This is a genomic window from Bacillus cereus group sp. BceL291, from assembly GCF_051776705.1.
Taxonomy (GTDB): Bacteria; Bacillota; Bacilli; order Bacillales; family Bacillaceae_G; genus Bacillus_A; species Bacillus_A cereus.
The window spans coordinates 171,921-195,865 of record NZ_JBPWAP010000004.1 but is presented as its reverse complement, the minus strand read 5'-3'; the positions used below and the strand labels follow the sequence as shown (position 1 = coordinate 195,865).

The following is a 23,945-nucleotide window of genomic DNA, read 5'->3' as shown; positions in this document are numbered from 1 at the left end:
CTAATAGCCTCCTAAAATTTTCTTTTTATTTTAGAAGGCTATTTCCCTTGCTTTCACCATAATTGTTCACTCCTAACAGTTTACATTTCACCCTAATTATTTATTTAATTATATAACATATGTAAGAATCAATTCACATATTTCTTGAAATCCATCCACATACTATAGATAAATCAAATGAAATTTGGAGGATACATACATGAATAACAAAAATATGAATAAAAAAGAAAATGTTACTGAAAATACTACATCTATTCAAAATAATAATACTGCAAACCTTACTATTGAAGAACAAGCAATGAACGGCTTATACGGAATGCCCGAAACAACAATTGAAGATGCTGATCACGCTGCAGCTGATGATTTGACTTCAAAAAATTAATTAACTACATTGAAAAAAGCCAAGGAAAATATCCTTGGCTTTTTTAACTATGCATCCACCTTTTGTACTTCTTCACTTTTTCTTGAAAGCTTTCCTGGCCAAAAAGCAAAGCGTCCTAGAACAACTGTAATTGCTGGTACAAGTAATGGTCTAACAATAAAGGTATCTAGTAATACACCAATTGCAGTTACAATACCAAATTGAACTAATACTTGAATTGGAAGTGTACCTAACACTGCAAAAGTTCCTGCTAAAATTAAACCTGCCGATGTAATAACACTACCTGTTTGTATTACACCATTTTTTACTGCATCCAAGTGATTTTGTGTCTTTCTGTTTTTCCATATTTCTGAAACCATAAAGATATTATAATCTTCACCTAAAGCAACTAAAAATACGAATGCGTACAACGGTATCGCACCTTGAATGGCCGGCGCTCCCATACCGTAATGAAGCAATATCCATCCTGCTCCTAACGCTGAGAAGAATGATAAAACGACAGTTACAATTAAATAAATCATCGCAACAACCGATCGTAAGTAGACAAGTAATAGTAAAGCGATAATGCTAATCATTACTGGAATAATTACTGATTCATCACGTTCAGTAATTTGCTTTGTATCGTATAATGAAGCTGTTTCTCCACCAATCCACAATTGCTCTTCAGCATTACTAATCCCAGCATCTTTTAATACTTTTTCTACATTACTTTTCAATTTAGGAATTTGATCTAACGCTTCAATTGAGTATGGATTTTCCGCTAAAGAAACTTCATACATTTGTATTTGCTTATTTTCTTTTCCCTCTTTTGGCTCTTTCACTGTATTTACGAAAGAAAATTTCTCTAGTTCTTGTTTAATAGGAAGCTCTTTTCCTTTCGTATCAACAACCACTTTTACTGGTGCTAGTTCACCAGCTGAGAAATGATCACTAATTAACGTAAACCCTTCACGAGAAGGCATATCCTTTGGAAACGATTCTAATAAGTCATATGTGTATTGAATACGTGGTACGAACGAAGCCAATCCACCTAATACAAACACAGTTAGCATAATTATTGTCCACGGTCTTCGTACTACTACATCTCCAAGTTTTTTACTAAAGGAGCCTTTTGATTTTTCAACTTTTACAGCCCTCTTTTTCTTTCTTGCAAACTCCTCATTCATTGAAGTTGTTCTAGGTATAAACGGGAAAAATGCAATCCTACCGAAAATTAATAATAGTGCTGGTAAAATCGTTAAAGCCGCGATTCCCATTATAAATACAGCAACACTAAATGGTACTGCAAATCGATGAAAGGCACCATAATGGGCAAGTAATAATGTCCCTAATCCAAGTACAACAGTTAACGCACTCATTATTATTGCACCGCCAGAAGCTTTAATCGCAAGTTGTAATGCTTTATATTTACTTTCTTCTTCTAACAAGTACTCTCTATATCTCGAAATTAAAAATAGACAATAGTCCGTTCCAGCACCAAACAATAATACTGTCATAATTGATATCGCTTGGGCATCTACTTTAATCCATCCGTGATCAGCTAAAAAACCGAGTGTAGGACTAATGATACCGTATGCAAAGCCAACAACAAGTATAGGTAAAATTGCTAAAATTGGCGAACGGTAAAGCAAAATTAATAGGACCAAGACTAATAATACAGTAGCCACTAACAATTTCACATCTGCTTGACTAAATAAACTAACTGCATCCGTTTGAATACCTACAGGTCCAGATAATCGAACATGTAAACCAGATTCACTTATTTTTTGTTTAAATGGATCTTCATCCACCTTACTATTCACTATTTTTCTAAACTCTTCAAGATTTCCTTTTAATATATCCGTACCAGCAGATTTATTAAAAAATACCGGTGTAACAAATGATGTACCATCTTTTGATGCACTTTTTGATAATACTAGCTCTGGGATTGTATCAAATGGTGGTAACGTTGATTGTTCTTTTAAAGGACTAGCTTTTAACTCTTTATAAACATCTTGTATGAGTTTATAATCCTGTGACTGTAATCCACCATCTCTATACCATACTACTAACAACGGATTCCCTGCATTATTCGGAAACTCTTTTTTCATAAGCGCTTCCGCTTGCTGTGACATAGCTGTTTCAGGTAAATTTTTCGGATTCGGTTCTCTTGTACTGTTTACTTGTGGTAACGTAAATGAAAGTAATAATGTAATAAGAACCCACACAGATAAAGTGATCCATTGCGTATTTCTCCCTGCTACAAGCCTCCCTAACATATGTAACGGGTGCTTTTTCATAAAAACCCACCTTCCTTTTTTCCTCCATTATTAATTATATATACTGGTCGGTTAATTAATCAAGAATGATTGAAAATTATGTTATAATTATCTCAATCATAAATGTCAGGAGCGAATGTATTTGGAACAAAAACAACGTCCTCTCGGAAGGCCGCGTCAAAATAAAAATACAAAATCTACTAAAGAAACCATTTTAGAAGTAGCAACCCGCTTATTTCTTACACAAAATTATCAAGTCGTTTCTATGGATGAGGTCGCAAAAGTTTGTGGTGTTACGAAAGCAACTGTCTACTATTACTATTCAACAAAAGCCGATTTATTTACTGCTACTATGATCGAAATGATGGTACGTATACGTGAGAATATGTCTCAAATACTCTCTACAAACAAAACTTTAGAAGAAAGATTATTAGACTTCGCTAAAGTTTACTTACACGCAACGATGGATATTGATATGAAAAATTTTATGAAAGATGCAAAACTGTCGTTATCTGAAGAGCAATTGAAACAATTAAAAAATGCTGAAGATAATATGTATGAAGTACTAGAAAAAGCACTCGATAACGCGATGCACATCGGAGAAATTCCGAAAGGAAACGCTAAATTTGCGGCTCATGCTTTCGTATCTTTATTATCAATTGGGAATTTTAAAGATGAAAATCACAATCCTATTCTGGCAAATATAGATGAATTAGCAAAAGAAATCGTTTCTTTTTATTGGAATGGGTTAGGTCATTCATATTAAACTGATTTACTTTAATAAAAGAGCATGTTTAATTTTTTCAAACATGCTCTTTTATAATTTATTTATATACTAATAATCAGATTATACTTCAACGTCACTTAACAAAAAACTCCATTTTAACTTTACAAATTTTGAAGTTGAACATTTATATTCTCCTTACTTAATCCCCCATGGTAACAAACTACAGATTCAATATGTAAATTTAAATACTTCTTCAAAGACTGCTTTGCTTCCTTAATATTTATAGTTGTTGGGGCGTGAATTCCTCCTAACATCCCATTCACACTATACATAGAGTCTCCTGCAATAAGAATTTTGCTTTGTTTCAAATATAAACTAATATGACCCGGAGTATGCCCTGGAGTATGAAGAATTAGTATTCCACCGCAATACGGAAGTTCTTGCCCGTCAATCACAGTATCACTCACTTTTCCTTTTGGGCGGTTCTCTACATTTCCGTCCTTCAATAAAGGTAAATCCCCCTCGATATATGGCTTATCTAGTTCGTGCGCATAAACTTTAATATTACTTCGACAGCGCTGCAACAATTCTGGCAGACTACCTATATGATCAATATCCTGATGCGTCAAAATCACGACTTTTAACTTATCAAATGATACCCCAACCTTTTCCATCTTTACTTGTATATCTTCAATTTGTCCTGGGAAACCCGTATCTATTAATACTGCCATTTCATCATTCCATAAAAGAATTGGATGAATAACAAATTCTTGAAATTCAAGTTGTAACATTTCTACTCCTTTAGCAATCTCCATACAGCCATTCTCCTTTATGTTGAAGTTTGAAAATATGTACAAGTAAACTGAAAATATAAAGTGAAACTTTAATCCGTGGGGTTTTACTACCCGACAAATAGCAGGATAAAGCACCTCTATCTTATAATATGTTTTGTCATCCCAATAGAGAATGCTTCAAACCCTATAGATTCATAGTAAGATTGCAATTTTTCTACACACATAAGTTGTGGAATAACCTTGTTTTGTTCACAGTGCTGGATTAATCGTTTCACTATTTCTTTTCCGATGCCACTAGACTGATATTTTGGCAATACACCAACTCCACAAATAATGCCTGTTATGACTCCATCTGATATGACACGCCCCATCCCTACTAACCTCTTATCATCAAAAACATAAATTGCATACCAACTTTGCTTACACATTCGTTCTAACTCGTTAACCGTTAATTTAAGAGAATTCCATCCTAAAGATTCGTATAAGGATAATAATCCATTAAAATCTGTAGGGTGTTCACTTGTGTAGCGTATACTATTTTCCATGTAAACACTCCCTATTCTCTGGCTTGTTTATATTTCATAAAATTCCCTTTACACAAATCTGATCGATGTAAAAATAACTAGAACAAACTTCAATAAGAAAGATAGAATTCCTTCTCAATATAAAATAAAAAGAAGTTATCTCAAGCGAGATAACTTCTTTTATATAAGACTCTCATTATATTATCAACCAAAAATTATACAACTACATACGATAAGCACAAACAAAACTAATAAACCATTTGAGAAATAACCCATTAAATACTACCCCTTTATTAAATTATGTAAAAAATTTTATCATAAAATGATTTACAACTTAATAACTGAAAAAGACATTGTATTCATTAGTTATATACGTTTAGTAATATTTTATATTCGGTTATATTCTCGTTCCCTGAAATTGCTTATCATACTCTTCTACTTCAGTTCATATAAGTTCAAAATATTAAATAATAAATCAAGAAGACCTCCACCTTACGAGGTCTTTTTTACTTATTTTCCAAATACACTAATTGATTCTTCCTCAATTACAAGTAAACAATTAGCATATTACATGATTTAATATCCCAATAACCAATTCAACTCTATTAATTCGGTTCGACCTTAATATCCCCCTTTTATTCCAAAAACTCAATAATTGTTTCACATACTTTATCCGTCTCCTCGATATCTGGGAAATGTCCACTATTTTCAAATATAACAAGTTTACCATTTTTCAATTGTCTCGTTATTCTATAACTCATTCCTACACCCGTGTTATAGTCATGCGCTCCAACTATGACACACGTATCAATTTCTAAACCTTTAATACGCTCAATAAGCGGTAAAGATGATTTTGTTCCAAAAATAACTTTGCTCATCTTCCCTGTATTACTTAACTGACTTTCCTCCCAAAGACTCCGATTTAGCTTTGCAAATTCTTCATTTTTAAACAATAATCGATCTACAGCTTTTGTATCAACTATACTCCAAACTTGATTATACCTTTCTTTTAAAGGAATTTCTGACTTACTTATTATCAATATTTCTTCTTTCATTTCTCCTTTCGTTACTTGTACAAAACCTTCTATCTGCACAGTATACATATCATTTAAATCATCTAACGATGGTGCTTGTAATACCATTTGTTCAACATTTTTCGGATATTTCAAAGCATACTCTAAACAAAGTTGTCCACCAAAAGAATATCCTAACAAATTTATCTTCTCTACATGTAATTGCTTTCTTAATTCCTCTAAATCTTCGACTAGAGTATTGATTGAGTACTCACCGTCATCTTGTGGTGCCTCACTTTTACCACATCCTCTTTGTTCATAATAAACAACAGTCATATTTTCTTCTAACCTCAACCCAAGTGTTCTTTCGAATACATAATGATTGCCACCTGGACCACCATGTACAATAATGAGAGGAACTGTATTATGAGCTGCCCCTGCAACTTTACACCAATGCAATACCCCATTGCTTTTCAAATAGTGTACACCATCTTGCAACATTAACTGATTCATTTATCCTCTCTCCTCATCGCTCACTTATTACTATCTAAATGTATAAGTTCTGACCATTCACACTTTTCCCCTTTATATCCTTTAGACACTATCCTCATTTATATGAATAGCTTTCTTATTCAAAAATAGATTTTTAAAAATTCCTACTCCCACAATTAATAAACCTATACCAACTAATTTATTTATTTGTAATGGAATGCTCTCCATTCCAAATAATCCAAATGTATCAATGCATAACGCAACAACCAATTGAGTAATAAGACTAATTAGCACCGTATATGCTGGACCTAGACTCTTTATTGCACCCATTATACAAATAATTAACCCGATACCAAACAGTCCACTTACATAAAACAAATAATTTGCAGTATACACTTTAATGCTAATACTGTTTTCTGTAATGCTATAAAATAGAATAGAGCTAATGAGACCTATCCCAAGGACACATGTAGTCGTTAACCACTGCCCTACATTTTCATTTACTTTTGCATTAAAAACAGATTGTACGCTAATTAATATTCCTGCTAATATAGCTAAACTAAATCCAATCAAAATCTTCCTCTCCCTTTCATTGCTCATATATATTATCTTTAGCGACTTCCTTCATTCTAGAAAAATCTTTAATTACAATAACTCCATTACTCTTTTCAATTAGTTTTTCATTATAAAATCTTTGTAATACCCGAATTACGTGCCTATAACTTACCCCTATAAAATCTGCAATACTCGTTACTGAAGTTGCATCCAAATCCCCTTTATACATATTCCCGTTACTATCTGTTGAAATTGAAAGCAAATAACTAGCTACACGTACTTCTACAGGATAAAGTAAATTAAGAGCAGTAAAACGAGTCGATATTTTTAACGTGTTCGCAATGTTTTCAAGCAAGAACTTTATAAATATAGGATCATGTAATAACTTGTTTCTAATAACCGTATTAGAAATAGAGATTGCTACAACATCTGAACAAGCTTCAACGACATTATGCGCTTTGCTATTTTGAATTAATTCAATATCACCAACAATGGCCAATGGATTGATAAAGCGAAGAATTAGTTTCTTCCCTTCAGATGTAATCGTGTAAACTTTTACTTTACCTTTAACAACAAAATATAAACGATCCATTTCGTCATCTATATTGCAAATGAGCTCGCCTTTTTCAAAGTGATTTAATTGAAAATAAGCTGTATCTATTTCTGAAAAAACCTCGAGCGTTTTATTGGTTTTCAAATAATGCGTAATTAAACCTGATCTATCCTCCATATTCATTTCTCCTTTCATTTACATATTAAATACAACAATACCTATAATCATTATTATTGTTCCCACAATATGATATCTCTCCATCTGTATCTTTTTTATATGAAACAGTCCTTTCATTTCAATAACTGTTGCCGTTAACAATTGAGCAACCATAAGTGTGCCAGCTGTCAATGTAACTCCTAGTGCATATATCGCCATAGTTTCTGCACAAATAATGAATCCACCAAATGCACCCGCTGCTAAATATATTTTTTTCACACTCTTTAAATCCGTTATTTTCTCTTCTTTCTTTAACAAAAATACAGTTGTTGCAATAATGAATCCAATTAAATGGGTTATAATACTCGTCGACCATATACCGATATGTGAACTAAGTTTCGCATTAAAGGTTCCTTGAAGTGTTATAAATATCCCCGCAAAAACAGCAAATATAATACCTTTCAAAAAATCATCTCCTCATCCTTTATTTCTGACTTAATTAAAAACCATCATCCTATAATGGCAAAAGGACAAATGTCACATCACTATGAAAATAACTTGGAATGAACAAAAAAACACACCTCAAAAATGCGAGATGTGTATATTTTTTATTATTTATATATAATGTTTTATAAAAAAAAATTACGCTACATTAAAAGATTTCTTTTTCATAACAAACTTTGCAAATAAGAAACGTACAAGCGGTCCCATAATAATTAATTGTAATGGATATGCCATTATGAAATTTTTAATAAAAATCGAAAAATAAATGGAAACAAATGAATCTCCTTGTAGTCCACCATGTAAATACATCATAGCCATACCGAAAAATGACATAAAGAACACCATTCCAATTACCATAGTTGTCGCCATTGCAACGATAATATTTATTTTTTTAGATTTATCAAATGGCAATATGAATACAATTTTTTTCGCACAAGGTCCAACGATACATATTTCAATTAATAGTGCAATAATAAAGCCAATTAATAGTTCTAATGCAATCTCTTTAATATAAATTGGTCCTCCTGTTTCATTCATTAGTAAATTGTAAAACGTCATTACGATAACCATCCCAAGGCACATCATCATGCCAAATTGGAGGTTTTCCTTTCTTGTTGTTGGCAAATTTCATCATCCTTTCTCTTTGAGTCTTTGTCATTATATCGACATTGGAAACCCCTTCGTAAGTGAACATTTTGTGAACAAATTTAAAGCGTTTTCATTTTTTCCTTTCTACTCAAATTCTCACTTTTACTTATAGAGGTTATATATATCGCAATGTTGAATTACTAAATTTAACATTGCATTACACTATTACTAGGAGGATAACCATGAATGAAGCAGAATTTTACGCATATCACATCGTAACAAGGAAAAAAATGCATATCGGACAAATCATTCCTTTTAACAAAAATCAACACAATACTCTATATCACTTCTTTTTTGAAAGAGAACAATTAAATGCTAGTGGTGAAGATGGCATACAAATTTTAAATAAACACTATAAAAATAACGAATTACATATAAATAATGAAAATACTAAAGTAGTTGTGAGTTATATGAATCAAACAATTAGAGCAGTTAGAGAAACAATTGTAGAAATGGTTAGACTACAAGAATTCCCTGAATACCCTTCCAGGTTATCTTGTTTATACGCTTCAAAAAGCTATGAAGATGCTTTAAAATGGAAAGCATTATTTGATTCTTACAATCGAGAAGTTTTACAGATTGTTAAACTACGAGTGATCGGAAGTTCTTTTGAAGGTGACGGGAATCTTTTACCGAAAGAAGATGGAATTCCTTTTTCTCAAAAAATCGAACAAGCTAGAGAGTATTGGAAAGGAAATATTAGAAATGAGCTTCCTGAGCTACTGATTAATGGAGAAATTGAAGTGGTGGAAATTATTGATGACTTTTCCTCAATTCATATTTAATTTCTAACTAAATCATATAGGATGGAGATTACAATGAAGAAAAAAGTGTACTTCAATCATGATGGCGGTGTAGATGATTTAATTTCATTATTTTTATTACTTCAAATGGAAAACATTGAACTTACGGGGGTATCTGTTATCCCAGCAGACTGCTATTTAGAACCCGCAATGTCTGCCAGTCGTAAAATTATCGATCGCTTCGGCAAAGGTAATATTGCCGTAGCCGCTTCAAACTCTCGCGGGCAAAACCCGTTTCCGAAAGACTGGCGGATGCATGCATTTTATGTAGATGCTTTACCAATTTTAAATGAGTCTGGAAAAGTTGTAACACCCGTGACGGCAAAACCTGCGCATCATCATTTAATAGAAACGCTTCTACAAACGGAAGAAAAAACAACTTTATTATTTACTGGGCCCCTAACTGACCTTGCTCGTGCATTATATGAAGCTCCCATAATCGAAGATCAAATTGAGCGCCTTGTTTGGATGGGTGGTACATTTCTTAAAGCTGGCAATGTACATGAACCAGAGCATGATGGAACAGCTGAGTGGAATTCGTTTTGGGACCCTGAAGCAGTGGCTCGTGTATGGGATGCAAAAATTAAAATCGACTTAGTGACACTAGAAAGTACAAACCAAGTTCCGTTAACTATAAACATACGTGAACAATGGGCAAAAGAACGAAAGTATATTGGTATGGATTTCCTTGGTCAATGCTATGCAATGGTTCCCCCTCTCGTTCACTTCTCAACGAACTCTACCTACTATTTATGGGATGTACTAACTACCGCGCTTGTCGGAAACACTAACCTTGCAAAAACTGAAACAATTAATAGTATTGTTCATACATACGGACCAAGCCAAGGACGTACAGAGGAAACTGCTGATGGACGACCTGTAAATGTCGTTTACGATGTAAAACACGATGTTTTCTTTGAATATATTACTAAATTAGCTAAAAAAGCTGCTACTTGAAACCTCAATAACACGAAAAAAATTTATTAAGAATGATATACTTTAATTAATATAACATGAGGTGATAAGATGGATTATGAGTTACTAAAAGAACGAATAGAAATTATAACTTCTAGAATTAAATACATAGGTGGTGAAGTTCAAGAAGTTTGTATAGATGAACCATCTTCCCTTGAACAAATAATCCAAGTAGAAGAAAAACTGGATATTAAACTACCAAATAGCTTCAAAAAAGTACTTTTAGAGTTCTCAGGAAATTTTAGCTTACGCTGGTTTTTACCTGACGATGTAGAGCTACCAAATGAATTTACTGATATTTTTTGCGGAACACCCCACTGGAGTTTAGAAAGTCTTTCTAAATTCGAAAAAGAACGTAAAGACTTGGTTGACGAGTTTTTTTCAAATCTAGATGATGAATATGATGTAGTTTGGCACAACAAATTAGCATTTTGTGAAGTGGGAAATGGAGATTATTTAGCATTTGATATGAAAGATGATATAGATGCTCCAATAATTTACCTAAGCCACGACGATGGAGAAGGACATGGGTATAAGATTGCGAATAATTTCATTGAATTCATTGAGAATTGGTCAAGAGTAGCTTTTGTAGGATGCGAAGATTGGCAGTGGTTACCTTTCACTACCAGTTTTGAAAGTGGTATAAATCCAGATGATGAACCAGCCAAAAAATTTAGAAATTGCTTGGGACTTAATATTTAAAAGAGTATTGAATTAAATTTCAATACTCTTTTTGTGCAATTTAATTATATTTGATTAATGTAGTGTCTTACAGATTATTCATTTCATAACCATTGACAAAATACGTTATTGTTTCTAACTTATCTTCATTTAATTCTCTATCTAGTTCTTGTTTGTACGCTGCCTTTATCTTCTCTTCATCGCCCTTATGAGCTTCTGTATAAGTTCCTACTGCTTTTAACATGCGAATCTCTTGTAAAAACTCCTCTCGATTTATCGCTTCCCCATGAGAAAGAATATATGTCTCAGCATCAAATTTCTCTAATTCATCTATCAATTTAAACGTTCTTTTCGTCGTATAGTTCCACTTTGAAGAAAAAATATCTGCATATATACAATCTCCTACAAACAATATCTTTTCTTCTTTTATGTACATAACAACTGAATCATGCGCATGATCTCCGCCCACATGTTTTAACACGCATGTCACTTCACCAAGGTCTAATTCCATTTGATCCTGGAACGTTAAGGTTGGAGGAATAATGTTAATATTTCTCGCTTTTTCTTCAAACTCTTTCTTGATACAATCCGCACAAAATGCAATTTCAGTACCCTCTTTTACGCGTGCGTCCAACGCTTCATCTGTCCATTCATAAGATACTATTGCCTGCATTTCTTTTTTCGTTTCAGCGTGCGAAATAGTTAATGCATTCTGTAATACAGATAATCCAAAAATATGATCCCAATGCCAATGCGTTAATGCTACAAAATCAGGATTCGATATATTTTGTTCTTTTAACATTTCTAAAAATAATTGTGCATGTTCTTCTGAATTTCCTGCATCAATCATTAACGTTTTTTCTTGTCCAACGACCATTCCTAATATAGGCCTATCTGTTTCAGAAACAGGTGTCATATACCAAAATGAGTTTCCTATTTTTTTAATTTGTTGCATAACCAATTCCCCTTTTCATTTTCTCACTTAAAATTAATATATAAATTATAACGAATCACTACTTTTTTCTCTATAATCAAACACAATTACTTGGACTAATCTAACTTTCCTTTTCGTAAGCTAAAAATAAGGGAATAGAATCGGAGTGTGATACTATGGAACGTTTATGGATTCCAATGATTGTAACATTTTTTTCGTTCGGTGGATTACTATTAGGAGGTGCTGTTGGAGTAGCAACACGTCAACTTATTGAAGAAAAGATGCATCGTTTATACGCATTATGTGGTGGTATTTTACTTGGGCTTTTATCCCTTGAAATTATTCCTGAAACATTTTCAAGCTACGAAATGGTTGGGCCTATACTTGGTATAGCTATCGGTATTTTAGTTATGAGCTTATTAGATAACTATTGTCACCATCCAATGATACATAAAAAAGATCAACAAGCATGGCAAACCTTCCTTTTTCTCTCTTTCGCTATATTTATTCATAATATACCGAGTGGATTTGCGTTAGGTACAGCTTTTATAAATCATAATGACTCTGCCATTCCCTTTTTAATAGCAATCGTCGTTCACCATATTCCAGAAGGATTAGCTTTAATTATTCCATTTCTTTTTACAAAACATAAATATATTTCCTTTTTATTAACGACTTTATTACTTTCTCTTATTCTCGGTACTGGCACAGTTTTTGGCATTTTGATGGAAGGAAAAGCTCTTCACCTGCAAGGCCTCATTATGGGAAGTGCTATCGGTTCACTTGGATATGTCACAATTCATGAAATGCTTTGGAAAGCTAAGAAACAGCTCTCTTTCCTTACATTTCTAATGTGGGCAACTAGTGGTTTTTTACTAATAACAGTGTTCACTTTATTCGCTGGTCATCATTAAAGTTGCTAAAGTGAAACTTTTGTTCCTCCCACACTGATTCTTGGATTACAAATAACTAAATAAATTTCTTACTTGTATATTTTTCCTTTTTATTCAAAACATAATGTTATCTACCTATTATAAGGAGGAACAATTATGTTTGGGAAAACAGCAGGTGAAGCATTAGTTGATTTATTAATTGATTGGGGAGTAGAGCACATATACGGTATGCCTGGAGATTCCATTAATTCTATCATTGAAGCTTTAAGAAAAAAACAAGATAAAATTAAATTCATTCAAGTTCGCCATGAAGAAGCTGGTGCATTAGCAGCGGCTGCCTATGCGAAATTAACAGGAAAACTTGGCGTTTGTATGGCAATTGCAGGACCTGGTGCTATTCATTTATTAAATGGTTTATATGATGCGAAACTCGATAAAGCCCCTGTTCTAGCAATTTCAGGTCAAGTAGAAACCGATTTACTTGGAACGGACTTTTTCCAAGAAGTAAATTTAGAAAGAATGTTTGATGATGTTGCGGTTTATAACCAGCGTATTATGTCAGCAGAGCAACTACCTGCCGTAGTGAATCAAGCAATTCGAATGGCTTATACGAAAAAAGGTGTATCCGTTCTTACTATTCCAGATGATGTCCCAAAATTCGAAGTGAAAAATGGTGCCCGTGTTACAAATACTTCTTTTACTTTGCCTGAGTTGTTTCCACAAAAAGAAGATTTAGATGCAGCGAAACTCGCAATAAATGAAGCGAAAAAGCCTGTGATTTTAGCTGGAAAAGGAACAAAACATGCGAGAGAATCTTTACTTGCATTGGCAGAACAAATTGGTGCTCCAATCGTACTTACATTACCAGCTAAAGGAATTATTCCTGATGAACACCCTCTTTGTATTGGTGGATTAGGATTAATTGGAACGAAACCTTCTTATGAAGCAATGAAGCATGCAGATACTTTAATTATGGTCGGTACTTCTTATCCGTTCACCGGCTTCTTACCTGAAAAAGCAAAAACAATTCATATCGATACAGATCCTGCCCAAATCGGGAAACGTTATGCGACAGATATTGGTTTAGCTGGTGATGCTGATAAAACATTACGATGGTTAATTGAAAATGTTGAAGAACACACAGATCATTCCTTCTTAGAACAGCACCAAGAAATGATGAAAAAGTGGGAAGATAAATTACACGATCAAGAAGAAGACTCTTCCATTCCAATTAAACCACAACGCGTTATGCATGCTCTGCAGCAAGTAGCACATGATGACGCAATTCTATCAGTCGATGTTGGAAATGTAACAGTATGGACCGCAAGACACTTCCGTATGACAAACCAGCAATTTGTCATTTCTAGCTGGCTCGCAACACTTGGTTGCGGTTTACCTGGTGCTCTTGCTGGAAAAATTGCATTCCCGGATAAACAAGTATTTGCAGTTTGTGGTGATGGCGGATTTGGAATGACGATGAATGACTTCGTAACAGCTGTAAAATATAAATTACCAATCGTTGTCGTCGTATTAAACAATAATAAAATTGCGATGATTAAATTCGAGCAAGAAGTCATGGGTAATATCGAATTCGAAACAGATTTAACGAACCCTGATTTTGCAAAATATGCAGAGGCGTGTGGAGGTATTGGATACCGTGTTGAGAATTTAGATGAACTCCTTCCCGCTTTCGAAAATGCAGTAAAACAAAATAAACCGTGTATTATTGATGTAGTTGTAGATGCTAACGAAGCACCAATGCCAGCAAAAATCACATTTGGTCAAGCCGCTGGTTATACGAAGCATATGATAAAAGAATTATTTGAAGAAGGTAAGATTGATTTACCTCCACTTTAGGCGAAAAAAGATAGCTGAAAACAATTTGTCTTCAGCTATCTTTTTTTATTTTTGTATCTCTTTATAAAAATAAAAGTCATTCATAGTTGGTTGTCTTAAGACTCTTATTTTTTATCAAGAGTCTTTTTATTTAATTTCGCTTCAGTTAATACTATGTAATACTATGCATCTAAAAATCTTTATACATCTCGCTAACTATTTCAATTCTCTAAAGTTCGGATATACTTTATTTTATGAATGTATCGCACATCCACTTATAGAATTTTTCTTTCTCTTCAAATTGTGGATAATGAGCTGATTTCTCAAAAGTAATAAATTGTTTTTGATCTGCTTCTATCTTATCAAAATATGTTTTTGCTGCATGGAATGAAGCTTAGTAGGCAATGGATTTTTTAAATCCTTTTCTAATAAGACAGTTTGAGAATGTGATAATCCAACGTTATAACGAATTACGTCTAACAAGTTATATTCATTACAGAAAGATTTGAAAACATCTCGCATACACATTTTTATAAAAACACATAGAAAAGAGCCCTTGCTTTCAACACAAGGACTCTTTTCATAAACTATTTAGCTACCTCTTCTTTCGGCATTACCATACCTTTATAAAGTTGAACGGTTATCCAGTAATAAATGAAATAAATGACTAAGAAGATTCCTATTGGCACCCATACTTTTACAAACGGGTCAACTAATATAAAGCTGAATAAGTTAAGCCCTACTAATACGTGGGAAATGCCAATGATCGCTGGGAAGATAAATAAATATGAAATTTCTTTATATATACTTTTCGTTAACATACTGCGTCTCACACCAATTTTTCGTAACATTTCATAACGGCGTACGTCGCGAGAAGCACCTGTTAATATTTTGAACATAAGGGAACTTGCCATCATTGCTAAAAAGGCAATTCCGAGGAAAAATCCCATAAACATTGTTCCGCTCATGAAGCTGTTCATAAACTGATAAATTGTCATTTTCGTAAATAAGTCTACCTTTTCACCTGTTGCTTTTTCAATTTGTTCTTTTTGTCTCTTGTCTATTTCGATCAATAACGGTTTATATTTTTTCATATCATCTACTTTTGCTAATGTTACAGTATGTTCTGTTCCTTGAATCCCTTTATAATGCTCTTCGTCTGCAATCCTTACTGGTTTTCCGCTAAATTGATTATGCGTAATTTGTATCTCTCTTACAACTGCGTCTTCCCAATCCTTTGGCATTTGAGGGAATTTTGCTAATTCAGGAGCCTCTAAAGCTGAATATACAGGTTCAGTTAAAGGTTCAGTCACACGTTTACGAATAGGCTCTTTTAAAGTTTTTGTATCAAAATGGTCTGAAACAAGTGGTGGTTTCGCAGTTAAGTCGTTACGTAAATAATAAACCGCTTCTCCATCTACTTTATATTTGTACTTGCTTTCTTCAACAATTTCCATTTCTTTTAAGGCAGCTTTATCTTGATCATTCGGATCATGAATTACAACATCATATACACGAGAAAAGTCTGTCATAATACCTACATTTTTTTGGAACGCCATACCTGCCGTCATCGCACCTGCGCCTAATGCAATTAACATTGCTACAGTACCTAATACTCTCGATAAACTATTTACTCGAAAGCGTAGCTGTGCATATGTAAAACTATTTAGACCAGTTTCATTTCGTTTTTTATTCCCCTTAATTTTCATCACAAAAAATGGGAGTAATGAACTAAAGATAAAATATGTTCCAAGTGTTGTAACGATGGTTGCTATAATAAAACCTAATTCAGCATAAATTTTTACATTGATCATAAAATAGTACCCTGTACTTACTAGTAATACACCAAGTACTGTCATTATAATAATGCGAGTTTTACTTTTCTTCACTTCATCTAGTGTTTCATCTTCACGAATTAACTCTAGTTCAGTTTTTCGTAACAATCGGACACTGTTCATTATGCCAGTAATGAAAAATAATATTAAGAAGAAAATAGCTGTAACTAAAATTGCTGGTGTGTATACAGATGCGTAACTACCTTTTGCTGAAATTTCCATTCCATTCATTAAAAAGTTCCCTGCTACACTTGCGAGTAACATCCCTACTAAAATACCGATAATAATACTGACAATACCCATACCGAATGTTTCAATAAATAATAACTGTGCTACTTTTTTCTTTTTCGCACCAAGCATCATGTACATACCGAGTTCTTTTCTTCTTAACGTGAGCAAGAAAGAGTTGGCATATATAATATAAAATACAGTAATGAAGGATAATAGTATTGCACCTACCCAGAAGACGAGCCTTATACTACTAATTAGACTATTATCTTTTGTAAATTCACTATTCATCGCCATCGTTTGGAACATGTAGAAAATACTAATACTAATAACGAGGCCAATAAGTAAAACCATATAATCTTTTAACATCTTTTTCATACTATGACGTGATAATTTAAATAACATAGTTTCACCCCCTACTTAGACTCAGCAGCTGAGCCCATATGAGCGAGCACACCTAAAATGTCTTGATAGAAATTCTCTCGAGTACCTTGACGGTTTAATTCTTTATAAAGAAGACCATCTTGAATAAATAAAATACGCTCACAATAACTTGCACTAAATGCATCGTGTGTAACCATCAAAATACTTACATTGTGATTTTCATGTAAATCTTGCATCGCTTCTAATAAACTTTTTGCGTTTTTACTATCAAGCGCACCTGTCGGTTCATCTGCTAATACAATTGCTGGATTATGTACTAAAGCTCTTGCCGCCGCTGTTCTTTGCTTTTGTCCTCCAGAAACAGCCGTCGGATATTTTGTTAAAATTTCGGTGATGCCTAATTTCTTCGCAACGTCATTTACCTTTCCAGTAATCTCACTTGACGGTACGCCTTGCAAAGAAAGTGGTAAAGCTATATTTTCATAAATTGATAAGTTTTCTAGAAGATTAAAATCTTGAAAAATGAAACCTAATTTTTGAGAGCGAAAATCAGATAACGCATTGCCCTTCATAGAAGTAATATTTGTACCAGCTATCGTCACACTACCACCTGTCGCTTGGTCAAGTGTACTTATCACATTAAGTAAAGTCGTTTTTCCAGACCCAGAAGGTCCCATGATCCCGACAAATTCTCCTTCTTTAATACTTAACGATACACCCCTTAATGCTTTTGACTGATTCTCATTTCTTTTCCCATACGTTTTTTCTACACTTTCTACAGTAACTACATTTGTTGACATCTCTTTCACTCCATCCCTTTTGTATAAAATTAATTTCTCACATATTTCTTATTATTTTGTCATGTGAATTCTTAATAATTTTTTAATTATTCATTCAATAAGAGTTACACCTGTAACATGAACCTTTTTCCTACTTCATATTCTCATTTTTCTACAACTCGTTCCCTCGATTTCGCTTACATTTACCTTACATTTTTGTAAGATAAAAAAGAAAACACACTAATTGCTAATAGTGTGTTTTCTTTACAATCAATATTTTCTATTCTTTATTTCCTCTTCAATAGTTGCCACAAATACATCTAGCGCAATAACTTCTGACTTCTCTTCCCCATATTTACGTACATTTACAGCTCCGTTTTCCATTTCCTTATCACCAATAACAAGAACATACGGTACTTTTTGCATTTGTGTTTCTCTTATTTTACATCCTAATTTTTCATCTCGTGCATCTTGTTCAACACGAACTCCAGCTTGTGCTAATTTATGTGCAATCTCATTGGCATATTGTTCATGTACTGCATTTGAAACTGGAATTACTTTCACTTGAACTGGTGCCACCCATGCCGGGAACGCACCTCCAAAGTGCTCAATTAATATTGCTAAGAAGCGATCTAATGACCCTAAAACTGCCCTGTGAATAACAACTGGTCTTTTCTTTTCATTATTTTCATCTATATAATTTAAATCAAATTTCTCTGGCATTTGGAAATCAAGCTGGATTGTTCCGCACTGGTGGCTTCTATTTAAAGCATCTTTAATATGAAAATCAATTTTCGGCCCGTAAAATGCACCGTCACCTTCATTTAGTCTATATTTATAATTTAGCGATTGTAATACATTTTCTAATGCCGCTTCTGCTTGCTCCCATAATTTATCATCACCCATTGAATCTTCTGGACGAGTAGAAAGCTCTACTTCATATTCGAATCCAAAAGTTTTATATACGTAATCAATTTGCGCCATTACTGATTTAATTTCATCTTCAATTTGTTTTGGAGTTACAAATAAATGTGCATCATCTTGGCAGAAAGTACGTACTCTTAATAATCCGTTTAACGCACCACTAAATTCATGACGATGTACTTGACCAAATTCACACATACGAATCGGTAATTCACGATAAGAATGCAATTTATTTTTAAACATAAGCATGTGCCCTGGGCAGTTCATCGGTTTTAATGCAAAACTTTTATTATCTACTTCAGAGAAATACATATTATCTTTATAATGTCCCCAGTGCCCTGATCTCTCCCATACTTCTTGGTTCATCATGAACGGAGTGCGTACTTCTTGATAATTGTACTCTTTTTGAATTTCTCTTAAAAATGCTTCCAATTCGTTACGAATCATTTGTCCTTTCGGTAAATAAAACGGCATTCCCGGAGCCTCTTCAGAAAACATAAATAACTCAAGCTCACTGCCTAACTTACGATGATTTCTTTTTGCTGCTTCTTCAACGAAATGTAAATACTCTTCTAATTCTTTTTGAGAAGAGAATGCAACACCATATATGCGCTGAAGCACTTGGTTATTACTATCACCTCGCCAATATGCACCGGAAACGTGAGTTAATTGAAATGCTTTCAAATAACCTGTAGATGGTAAATGTGGTCCTCTACATAAATCTACAAATTCACCTTGTTTATATAGTGTTACACTTTCCCCACTAGGAATTGCTTCTAAAAGTTCTAATTTCAAGCGGTCGTTCATTTCTTGAAACAGTTTAGCTGCTTCTTCTCGAGAAACCTCAACTCGTTCTATCTTTATATTTTCATTTATGATCTTTTTCATTTCTTTTTCGATTTTTCGTAAATCTTCTATGTTTACACTACTTGGAAGATCCATATCATAATAAAATCCATTTTCAATAACAGGTCCTACTCCAAGATTTATATCACCATACAATCTTTTTACAGCTTGCGCTAAAATATGTGCTGCGGAGTGTCTTGCAATTTCTACCCCTTCATTTGAATCTATAGTAATGATTTCCACTTCCGCATTTTCTTCAATATTTCGGCGTAAATCATATAATCCATCATTTACTTTCCCCGCGACTGCTTTCTTTTTCAAACTACTGCTAATGGATCCAGCAATTTCTTCTAAAGTAACTCCATTTACAAATTCTTTAACCCTACCATCTGGAAATTTAATTTCAATCATTTGTTCTTTCATTTTTCATCTCTCCATTTCATAATAAAAAGCACACTCATCCCTAAAATAGGGACGAGCGTGCTTTTACCCGTGGTTCCACCCAGATTCCCATTGTAAACAAACAATGGCTTCTTTTACGGTAACGTCGTTTATACGGCACTAGATACTTAATTTCCCCAGTGCAGCTCTAAGGTGGTAAGTTATTTTTCTGCGTTAGGAAGTTCTCAGCTTTCCTTCCTTCTCTGTATAACCGGGTAAAATAACTCGTGTCCTTTTCTTCGCTTATTATGAAATTGAATGCAAAAAAGCATATTCATCCCTAAATATAGGGACGAATATGCTTATATCCGTGGTTCCACCCAGATTCCCATCACAAAAAAACATAATGGCTTCTTTTGCGATAACGTCGCATACACGGCACTAGATACTTAATTTCCCTAGTGCAGCTCTAAGGTGGTAAGTTATTTTTCTGCGTTAGGAAGTTCTCAGCTTTCCTTCCTTCTCTGTATAACCGGGTAAAATAACTCGTGTCCTTTTCTTTGCTTTTTGTAAAACATCCATTTATTGTTATTTAATATATCTTATTCATTTTATTTTTGCAAGTGTTTAAAAAAATTATTTATTTAATTTAAAAAAGCGAAACCAAATTTTTTTGGTTTCACTTCACAATTTTACCAATCTTGTGGTTCGTAATTTAAGTCTGCAAATAGACGTCTTTTCTCTTTCTTCGTTAAATCTCTCCACTGCCCAACTGGTAAATTATTCAATTCAATATTCATAATTCTCGTACGTTTTAACGTGTATACTTGATAACCTAAAGCTTCACACATACGGCGAATTTGGCGATTTAGCCCTTGTGTTAAAATAATTTGGAACTCATATTTTGATAACTGTGTAATCTCACAAGGAAGCGTTTTTGTTCCTAAAATTTTAACACCCGCTGCCATTTTCTCTAAGAAATCAGGTGTAATTGGCTTATCTACTGAAACGATATATTCTTTCTCATGTTTGTTTTCAGCACGTAAAATCTCATTAACAATATCGCCATCATTCGTTAACAAAATTAAACCGTCAGAGTCTTTATCAAGACGTCCAATGTGGCTAATTCGTAAAGGATGATTCACTAAATCAATAATATTACCTTTTACTGATTTTTCACTCGTACATGTAATACCTACTGGTTTATTTAAAGCGATATATACGTGATCTCGAGCAATTCGAAGCTGCTCTCCATTTACTCGTACATCATCACCTGGGTTCACTTGGTCACCAATTTTTGCAACCTTACCGTTAATAATTACTCTTCTCTCATTAATTAGTTTATCCGCTCCACGTCGAGACGCTTTTCCAGCTTCACTAATAAATTTATTGATACGCAAATTAGGCACATCCTTTTCTAAAAAAAATTTCAAGCTCACACTGCTTCTACCGTACAATACAAAAGGGTAAGCCTCCTATTATAACTTAAATATATTAACATGAAAGGGTATATAACGTCTTCTATTAATTACTTGTTTATAAGAAAATATCTTTATTATACATTCATTTATGCACTTTTTCAGCGTTTAATATACAAGCCATTCTTCCTTACATACAGCTTGTTTTCCTTTTATCTCTTCTATCTCTTCATGAATATTAGCTAATTTATATAAACCTGGGAAAATCTCTTCCACATAATGTTGATGCGTCTTTTCATCTTTCCAATACGTTAACACTATGTAACGATTTTTATTTTTTAAAGACTTCCCAACTACTCCACCTAACATGCCTTTTGCTTTTTCCATTCCTTTATTCCAAATTGTTTCTTGCTTATGTAAAAAATGATTTTCCTTTTCCATCTTTACATCACATATAGCAACTCTTACGAATGATCCTTCTTTAACAACGTCTTTCAAATGCGTATCAGTTATATCATACAACGTTTGAAATAATTCAATTTCACATGAAAGAAACGTATCCTCTTGATTACTATTTAAATAAATTGTATCGTGAGCACCATTCATAAATAATTGATATGCACTTCTATCTTCCCATAAAGTAAATACACATGCCTCATCTTCATACCATCCACCAAATTGTCCATGAAACCCATCTAGGTGCCGTATATCACGCCATTTTCCTTGCGCATTTGAAAACAATTCCTTTTTCTCTTCTTCCACCTTACAGTAGATTGTTTTTAGTAGCATTTTTAATTCCCCCTTTAGCATATAATTTATCTTCTTCTCACAATAATTAGTTCACATAATATTTTTATAATCACCCTAATACTCTTTATAGACATATAGAACTAATCATATTTATCACTACATCTATCAAAACATCTATCGAATTTAATTTCAAATGATTCAGAATAAAAAAAGATGTAACTCTTAATGAATTACATTTTTAGCTAATCTCCCTTATTCATCTTTTTCTCAAATAAATAATACGTAATGTCTCCTGGATAATGTACTACTGTTACCTTCCGCTCCCCTTTTTTAAAACTAACAGTATGCCCGTTTTCCCCTAAGTTCTCCCATCCACTCGCCTTTGTAATCGGCATTACACTTATATATTGATAGTCCTCTTCCTTATCATCGTTAATATGAATTGCTGACATTGGTACTGGAAAACCTTTAATTTTAGATTCTTTATTCATAAATATGAATGCAATTACACCAACTAATAACATAGCCATTGAAATACTTGAAACTAGTTTTCTTCTATTCATTTTCACTAAAAACCCTCTTTTCTCACATATAACTTTCATCATTTTACTAACTTTAATTATTTATGTATAGAAAAGATATATTTTAAATCATTTCTAACCTATTTTCTCTACTTAAAACAACATTATTATTATATATTATAATTATAAGTTTTTAAATTTTGGAGGCGTTACATATTGCAGAAATTACTTTTTACTAAATGGACAGTTGTTATTTCTATTTTCATCATTTTTGGTACAATTTTCTACGTTACTAATGTTAAAAATAACCACGAAAAAGCAACTGTAGAAACAGCGGAGACAAAAACTTTCAAAACTAAATTACAACCTAAAATTAATGAATTGACTACTCATTATAATGACATCATCGAAAAAGATTGGTTACCTGCCTGGGAAGAGATTAACACGAATGGAGATTCAGTAGATCGAAATAAACTATTAGTTACAATGAGTGCTGTTTCCAAGCAGTACGAAACAATTATGAACGAAATAGACACGCTTAAAATTGAAGAAAACATAACAGATATAGATATACAAAAACAACTACTTCAGTTCACAACTCAGTTTAAATCCGCATCAAATTTCATGAAAAATGCAGCAAATTTAATTATAGACGGAGCAAATAACTCTACTCCAACCGATGAAACTATTGAAAAAACAAAACAAGCTTTAGGACTTGCGGATCAACATATTGTCATCGCTTTATCTACTTTAAATGAAGTTGAAGATAAATTAGGACTTACAAAAAAATAAAACTATTTACTATTTTAAAATAAAAAAATGATTGCAATTCACAATTTGTATGTCTATAATATTTTTATTGATTTACAATCAATGTGTTTATAAATTTTATAATTCGGATGAACCATTCAGGAGAAGGTCTATTGATCTACCGACGGGGCAAAAAGTTGTTATACCAGCTTTGAAACTCTCAGGTCTTGGTTACAAGTAGAACTGCATGGGGACGAATCTCTGGAGAGACTCCCTCTCGCTTTCATAGAGCGCGGAGGAAAACGAGCACCGAAGGAGCAAATCCGCTACTATAGCGGATAATCTCTCAGGTAAAAGGACAGAGACAAGCGAAAGAAAATGCCGATTTGTATCGGTTTATT

23 protein-coding genes, 1 pseudogene, 1 riboswitch and 2 other annotated features are annotated in these 23,945 nt (G+C 33.3%); of the genes and pseudogenes, 8 read left to right on the top strand and 16 right to left on the bottom strand.

Annotation, left to right across the window (positions count from 1 at the left end; all coding sequences use genetic code 11):
- The first annotated feature begins 199 nt into the window (after positions 1–199).
- Positions 200–382 (top strand): DUF4021 domain-containing protein, encoded by a 183-nt coding sequence (locus ACS2CR_RS05620; RefSeq protein WP_001060657.1) that lies wholly within the window; start codon positions 200–202, stop codon positions 380–382.
- A 47-nt stretch (positions 383–429) separates the two neighbouring features.
- Here ACS2CR_RS05620 and ACS2CR_RS05615 read toward each other — a convergent pair whose 3' ends face one another.
- On the bottom strand, positions 430–2,661 hold the full coding sequence (locus tag ACS2CR_RS05615; protein WP_053512250.1) for an MMPL family transporter: 2,232 nt from the start codon (positions 2,659–2,661) through the stop codon (positions 430–432).
- Between the two features lie 121 nt (positions 2,662–2,782).
- Here ACS2CR_RS05615 and ACS2CR_RS05610 point away from each other — a divergent pair, with 121 nt between their 5' ends.
- Complete coding sequence (locus tag ACS2CR_RS05610; protein ID WP_053512251.1) at positions 2,783–3,406, top strand: TetR/AcrR family transcriptional regulator; 624 nt, start codon at positions 2,783–2,785, stop codon at positions 3,404–3,406.
- A 122-nt stretch (positions 3,407–3,528) separates the two neighbouring features.
- Here ACS2CR_RS05610 and ACS2CR_RS05605 read toward each other — a convergent pair whose 3' ends face one another.
- From ACS2CR_RS05605 to ACS2CR_RS05575, 7 genes are all read right to left on the bottom strand, one after another.
- Complete coding sequence (locus ACS2CR_RS05605; protein WP_000401504.1) at positions 3,529–4,182, bottom strand: MBL fold metallo-hydrolase; 654 nt, start codon at positions 4,180–4,182, stop codon at positions 3,529–3,531.
- A gap of 116 nt (positions 4,183–4,298) precedes the next feature.
- Positions 4,299–4,706: a GNAT family N-acetyltransferase gene (locus tag ACS2CR_RS05600; protein ID WP_000431735.1), complete on the bottom strand. Its 408-nt coding sequence runs from the start codon at positions 4,704–4,706 to the stop codon at positions 4,299–4,301.
- Between the two features lie 614 nt (positions 4,707–5,320).
- Positions 5,321–6,211, bottom strand: coding sequence for an alpha/beta fold hydrolase (locus tag ACS2CR_RS05595; protein WP_053512252.1), 891 nt, complete (start codon positions 6,209–6,211; stop codon positions 5,321–5,323).
- Positions 6,212–6,292: 81 nt separating this feature from the next.
- Positions 6,293–6,763 carry a DMT family transporter gene (locus ACS2CR_RS05590; RefSeq protein WP_016109939.1) on the bottom strand — a complete coding sequence of 157 codons (471 nt, stop codon included), beginning with the start codon at positions 6,761–6,763 and terminating at the stop codon, positions 6,293–6,295.
- Between the two features lie 16 nt (positions 6,764–6,779).
- Positions 6,780–7,475 carry a Crp/Fnr family transcriptional regulator gene (locus ACS2CR_RS05585; RefSeq protein WP_053512253.1) on the bottom strand — a complete coding sequence of 232 codons (696 nt, stop codon included), beginning with the start codon at positions 7,473–7,475 and terminating at the stop codon, positions 6,780–6,782.
- An 18-nt stretch (positions 7,476–7,493) separates the two neighbouring features.
- Complete coding sequence (locus ACS2CR_RS05580; protein ID WP_000676013.1) at positions 7,494–7,919, bottom strand: DMT family transporter; 426 nt, start codon at positions 7,917–7,919, stop codon at positions 7,494–7,496.
- Between the two features lie 177 nt (positions 7,920–8,096).
- Positions 8,097–8,582, bottom strand: coding sequence for a hypothetical protein (locus ACS2CR_RS05575; RefSeq protein ID WP_002103059.1), 486 nt, complete (start codon positions 8,580–8,582; stop codon positions 8,097–8,099).
- Positions 8,583–8,788: 206 nt separating this feature from the next.
- Between ACS2CR_RS05575 and ACS2CR_RS05570 the strand changes: the two genes are divergently transcribed.
- The 3 genes from ACS2CR_RS05570 (at position 8,789) to ACS2CR_RS05560 (ending at position 11,086) form a co-directional block, all read left to right on the top strand.
- Positions 8,789–9,391 (top strand): DUF2441 domain-containing protein, encoded by a 603-nt coding sequence (locus ACS2CR_RS05570; RefSeq protein WP_016109936.1) that lies wholly within the window; start codon positions 8,789–8,791, stop codon positions 9,389–9,391.
- 21 nt (positions 9,392–9,412) lie between these two features.
- The gene (locus ACS2CR_RS05565; protein ID WP_074644327.1) at positions 9,413–10,366 is read left to right on the top strand and encodes a nucleoside hydrolase; all 954 of its coding nucleotides are present in this window, start codon (positions 9,413–9,415) and stop codon (positions 10,364–10,366) included.
- Positions 10,367–10,435: 69 nt separating this feature from the next.
- Positions 10,436–11,086 (top strand): SMI1/KNR4 family protein, encoded by a 651-nt coding sequence (locus tag ACS2CR_RS05560; RefSeq protein WP_006918611.1) that lies wholly within the window; start codon positions 10,436–10,438, stop codon positions 11,084–11,086.
- A 67-nt stretch (positions 11,087–11,153) separates the two neighbouring features.
- Here ACS2CR_RS05560 and ACS2CR_RS05555 read toward each other — a convergent pair whose 3' ends face one another.
- Positions 11,154–12,020, bottom strand: a complete 867-nt coding sequence (locus ACS2CR_RS05555) for an MBL fold metallo-hydrolase (RefSeq protein WP_016109934.1) — start codon at positions 12,018–12,020, stop codon at positions 11,154–11,156.
- A gap of 155 nt (positions 12,021–12,175) precedes the next feature.
- Here ACS2CR_RS05555 and ACS2CR_RS05550 point away from each other — a divergent pair, with 155 nt between their 5' ends.
- On the top strand, positions 12,176–12,913 hold the full coding sequence (locus tag ACS2CR_RS05550; RefSeq protein ID WP_000440632.1) for a ZIP family metal transporter: 738 nt from the start codon (positions 12,176–12,178) through the stop codon (positions 12,911–12,913).
- Between the two features lie 135 nt (positions 12,914–13,048).
- On the top strand, positions 13,049–14,749 hold the full coding sequence (locus ACS2CR_RS05545) for a pyruvate oxidase (RefSeq protein ID WP_000467239.1): 1,701 nt from the start codon (positions 13,049–13,051) through the stop codon (positions 14,747–14,749).
- Positions 14,750–14,975: 226 nt separating this feature from the next.
- Here ACS2CR_RS05545 and ACS2CR_RS05540 read toward each other — a convergent pair.
- From ACS2CR_RS05540 to ACS2CR_RS05510, 7 genes and pseudogenes are all read right to left on the bottom strand, one after another.
- Positions 14,976–15,223 (bottom strand): annotated as a pseudogene (locus ACS2CR_RS05540) (hypothetical protein); the annotation flags it as partial.
- Between the two features lie 92 nt (positions 15,224–15,315).
- Positions 15,316–17,196 carry an FtsX-like permease family protein gene (locus tag ACS2CR_RS05535; protein WP_016109933.1) on the bottom strand — a complete coding sequence of 627 codons (1,881 nt, stop codon included), beginning with the start codon at positions 17,194–17,196 and terminating at the stop codon, positions 15,316–15,318.
- Between the two features lie 11 nt (positions 17,197–17,207).
- Positions 17,208–17,975, bottom strand: a complete 768-nt coding sequence (locus ACS2CR_RS05530) for an ABC transporter ATP-binding protein (protein ID WP_000106426.1) — start codon at positions 17,973–17,975, stop codon at positions 17,208–17,210.
- 249 nt (positions 17,976–18,224) lie between these two features.
- Positions 18,225–20,147, bottom strand: a complete 1,923-nt coding sequence (gene thrS / locus ACS2CR_RS05525) for a threonine--tRNA ligase (RefSeq protein ID WP_309567800.1) — start codon at positions 20,145–20,147, stop codon at positions 18,225–18,227.
- Between the two features lie 44 nt (positions 20,148–20,191).
- Positions 20,192–20,414: a binding site (T-box leader), on the bottom strand.
- A gap of 36 nt (positions 20,415–20,450) precedes the next feature.
- Positions 20,451–20,675, bottom strand: a binding site (T-box leader).
- A 122-nt stretch (positions 20,676–20,797) separates the two neighbouring features.
- Entirely contained in the window at positions 20,798–21,505 is a 708-nt protein-coding gene (gene rluF, locus ACS2CR_RS05520; RefSeq protein ID WP_001222170.1) for a 23S rRNA pseudouridine(2604) synthase RluF, read from the bottom strand.
- Between the two features lie 186 nt (positions 21,506–21,691).
- Positions 21,692–22,312: a YdbC family protein gene (locus tag ACS2CR_RS05515; protein WP_053512254.1), complete on the bottom strand. Its 621-nt coding sequence runs from the start codon at positions 22,310–22,312 to the stop codon at positions 21,692–21,694.
- Positions 22,313–22,515: 203 nt separating this feature from the next.
- Positions 22,516–22,878 (bottom strand): hypothetical protein, encoded by a 363-nt coding sequence (locus tag ACS2CR_RS05510; protein WP_002061304.1) that lies wholly within the window; start codon positions 22,876–22,878, stop codon positions 22,516–22,518.
- A 132-nt stretch (positions 22,879–23,010) separates the two neighbouring features.
- Here ACS2CR_RS05510 and ACS2CR_RS05505 point away from each other — a divergent pair, with 132 nt between their 5' ends.
- A complete protein-coding gene (locus ACS2CR_RS05505; RefSeq protein ID WP_001170884.1) occupies positions 23,011–23,586 on the top strand; it encodes a hypothetical protein in 576 nt (191 codons plus the stop codon).
- Positions 23,587–23,795: 209 nt separating this feature from the next.
- A riboswitch (glycine riboswitch) is annotated at positions 23,796–23,916 on the top strand.
- Positions 23,917–23,945 lie beyond the last annotated feature (29 nt).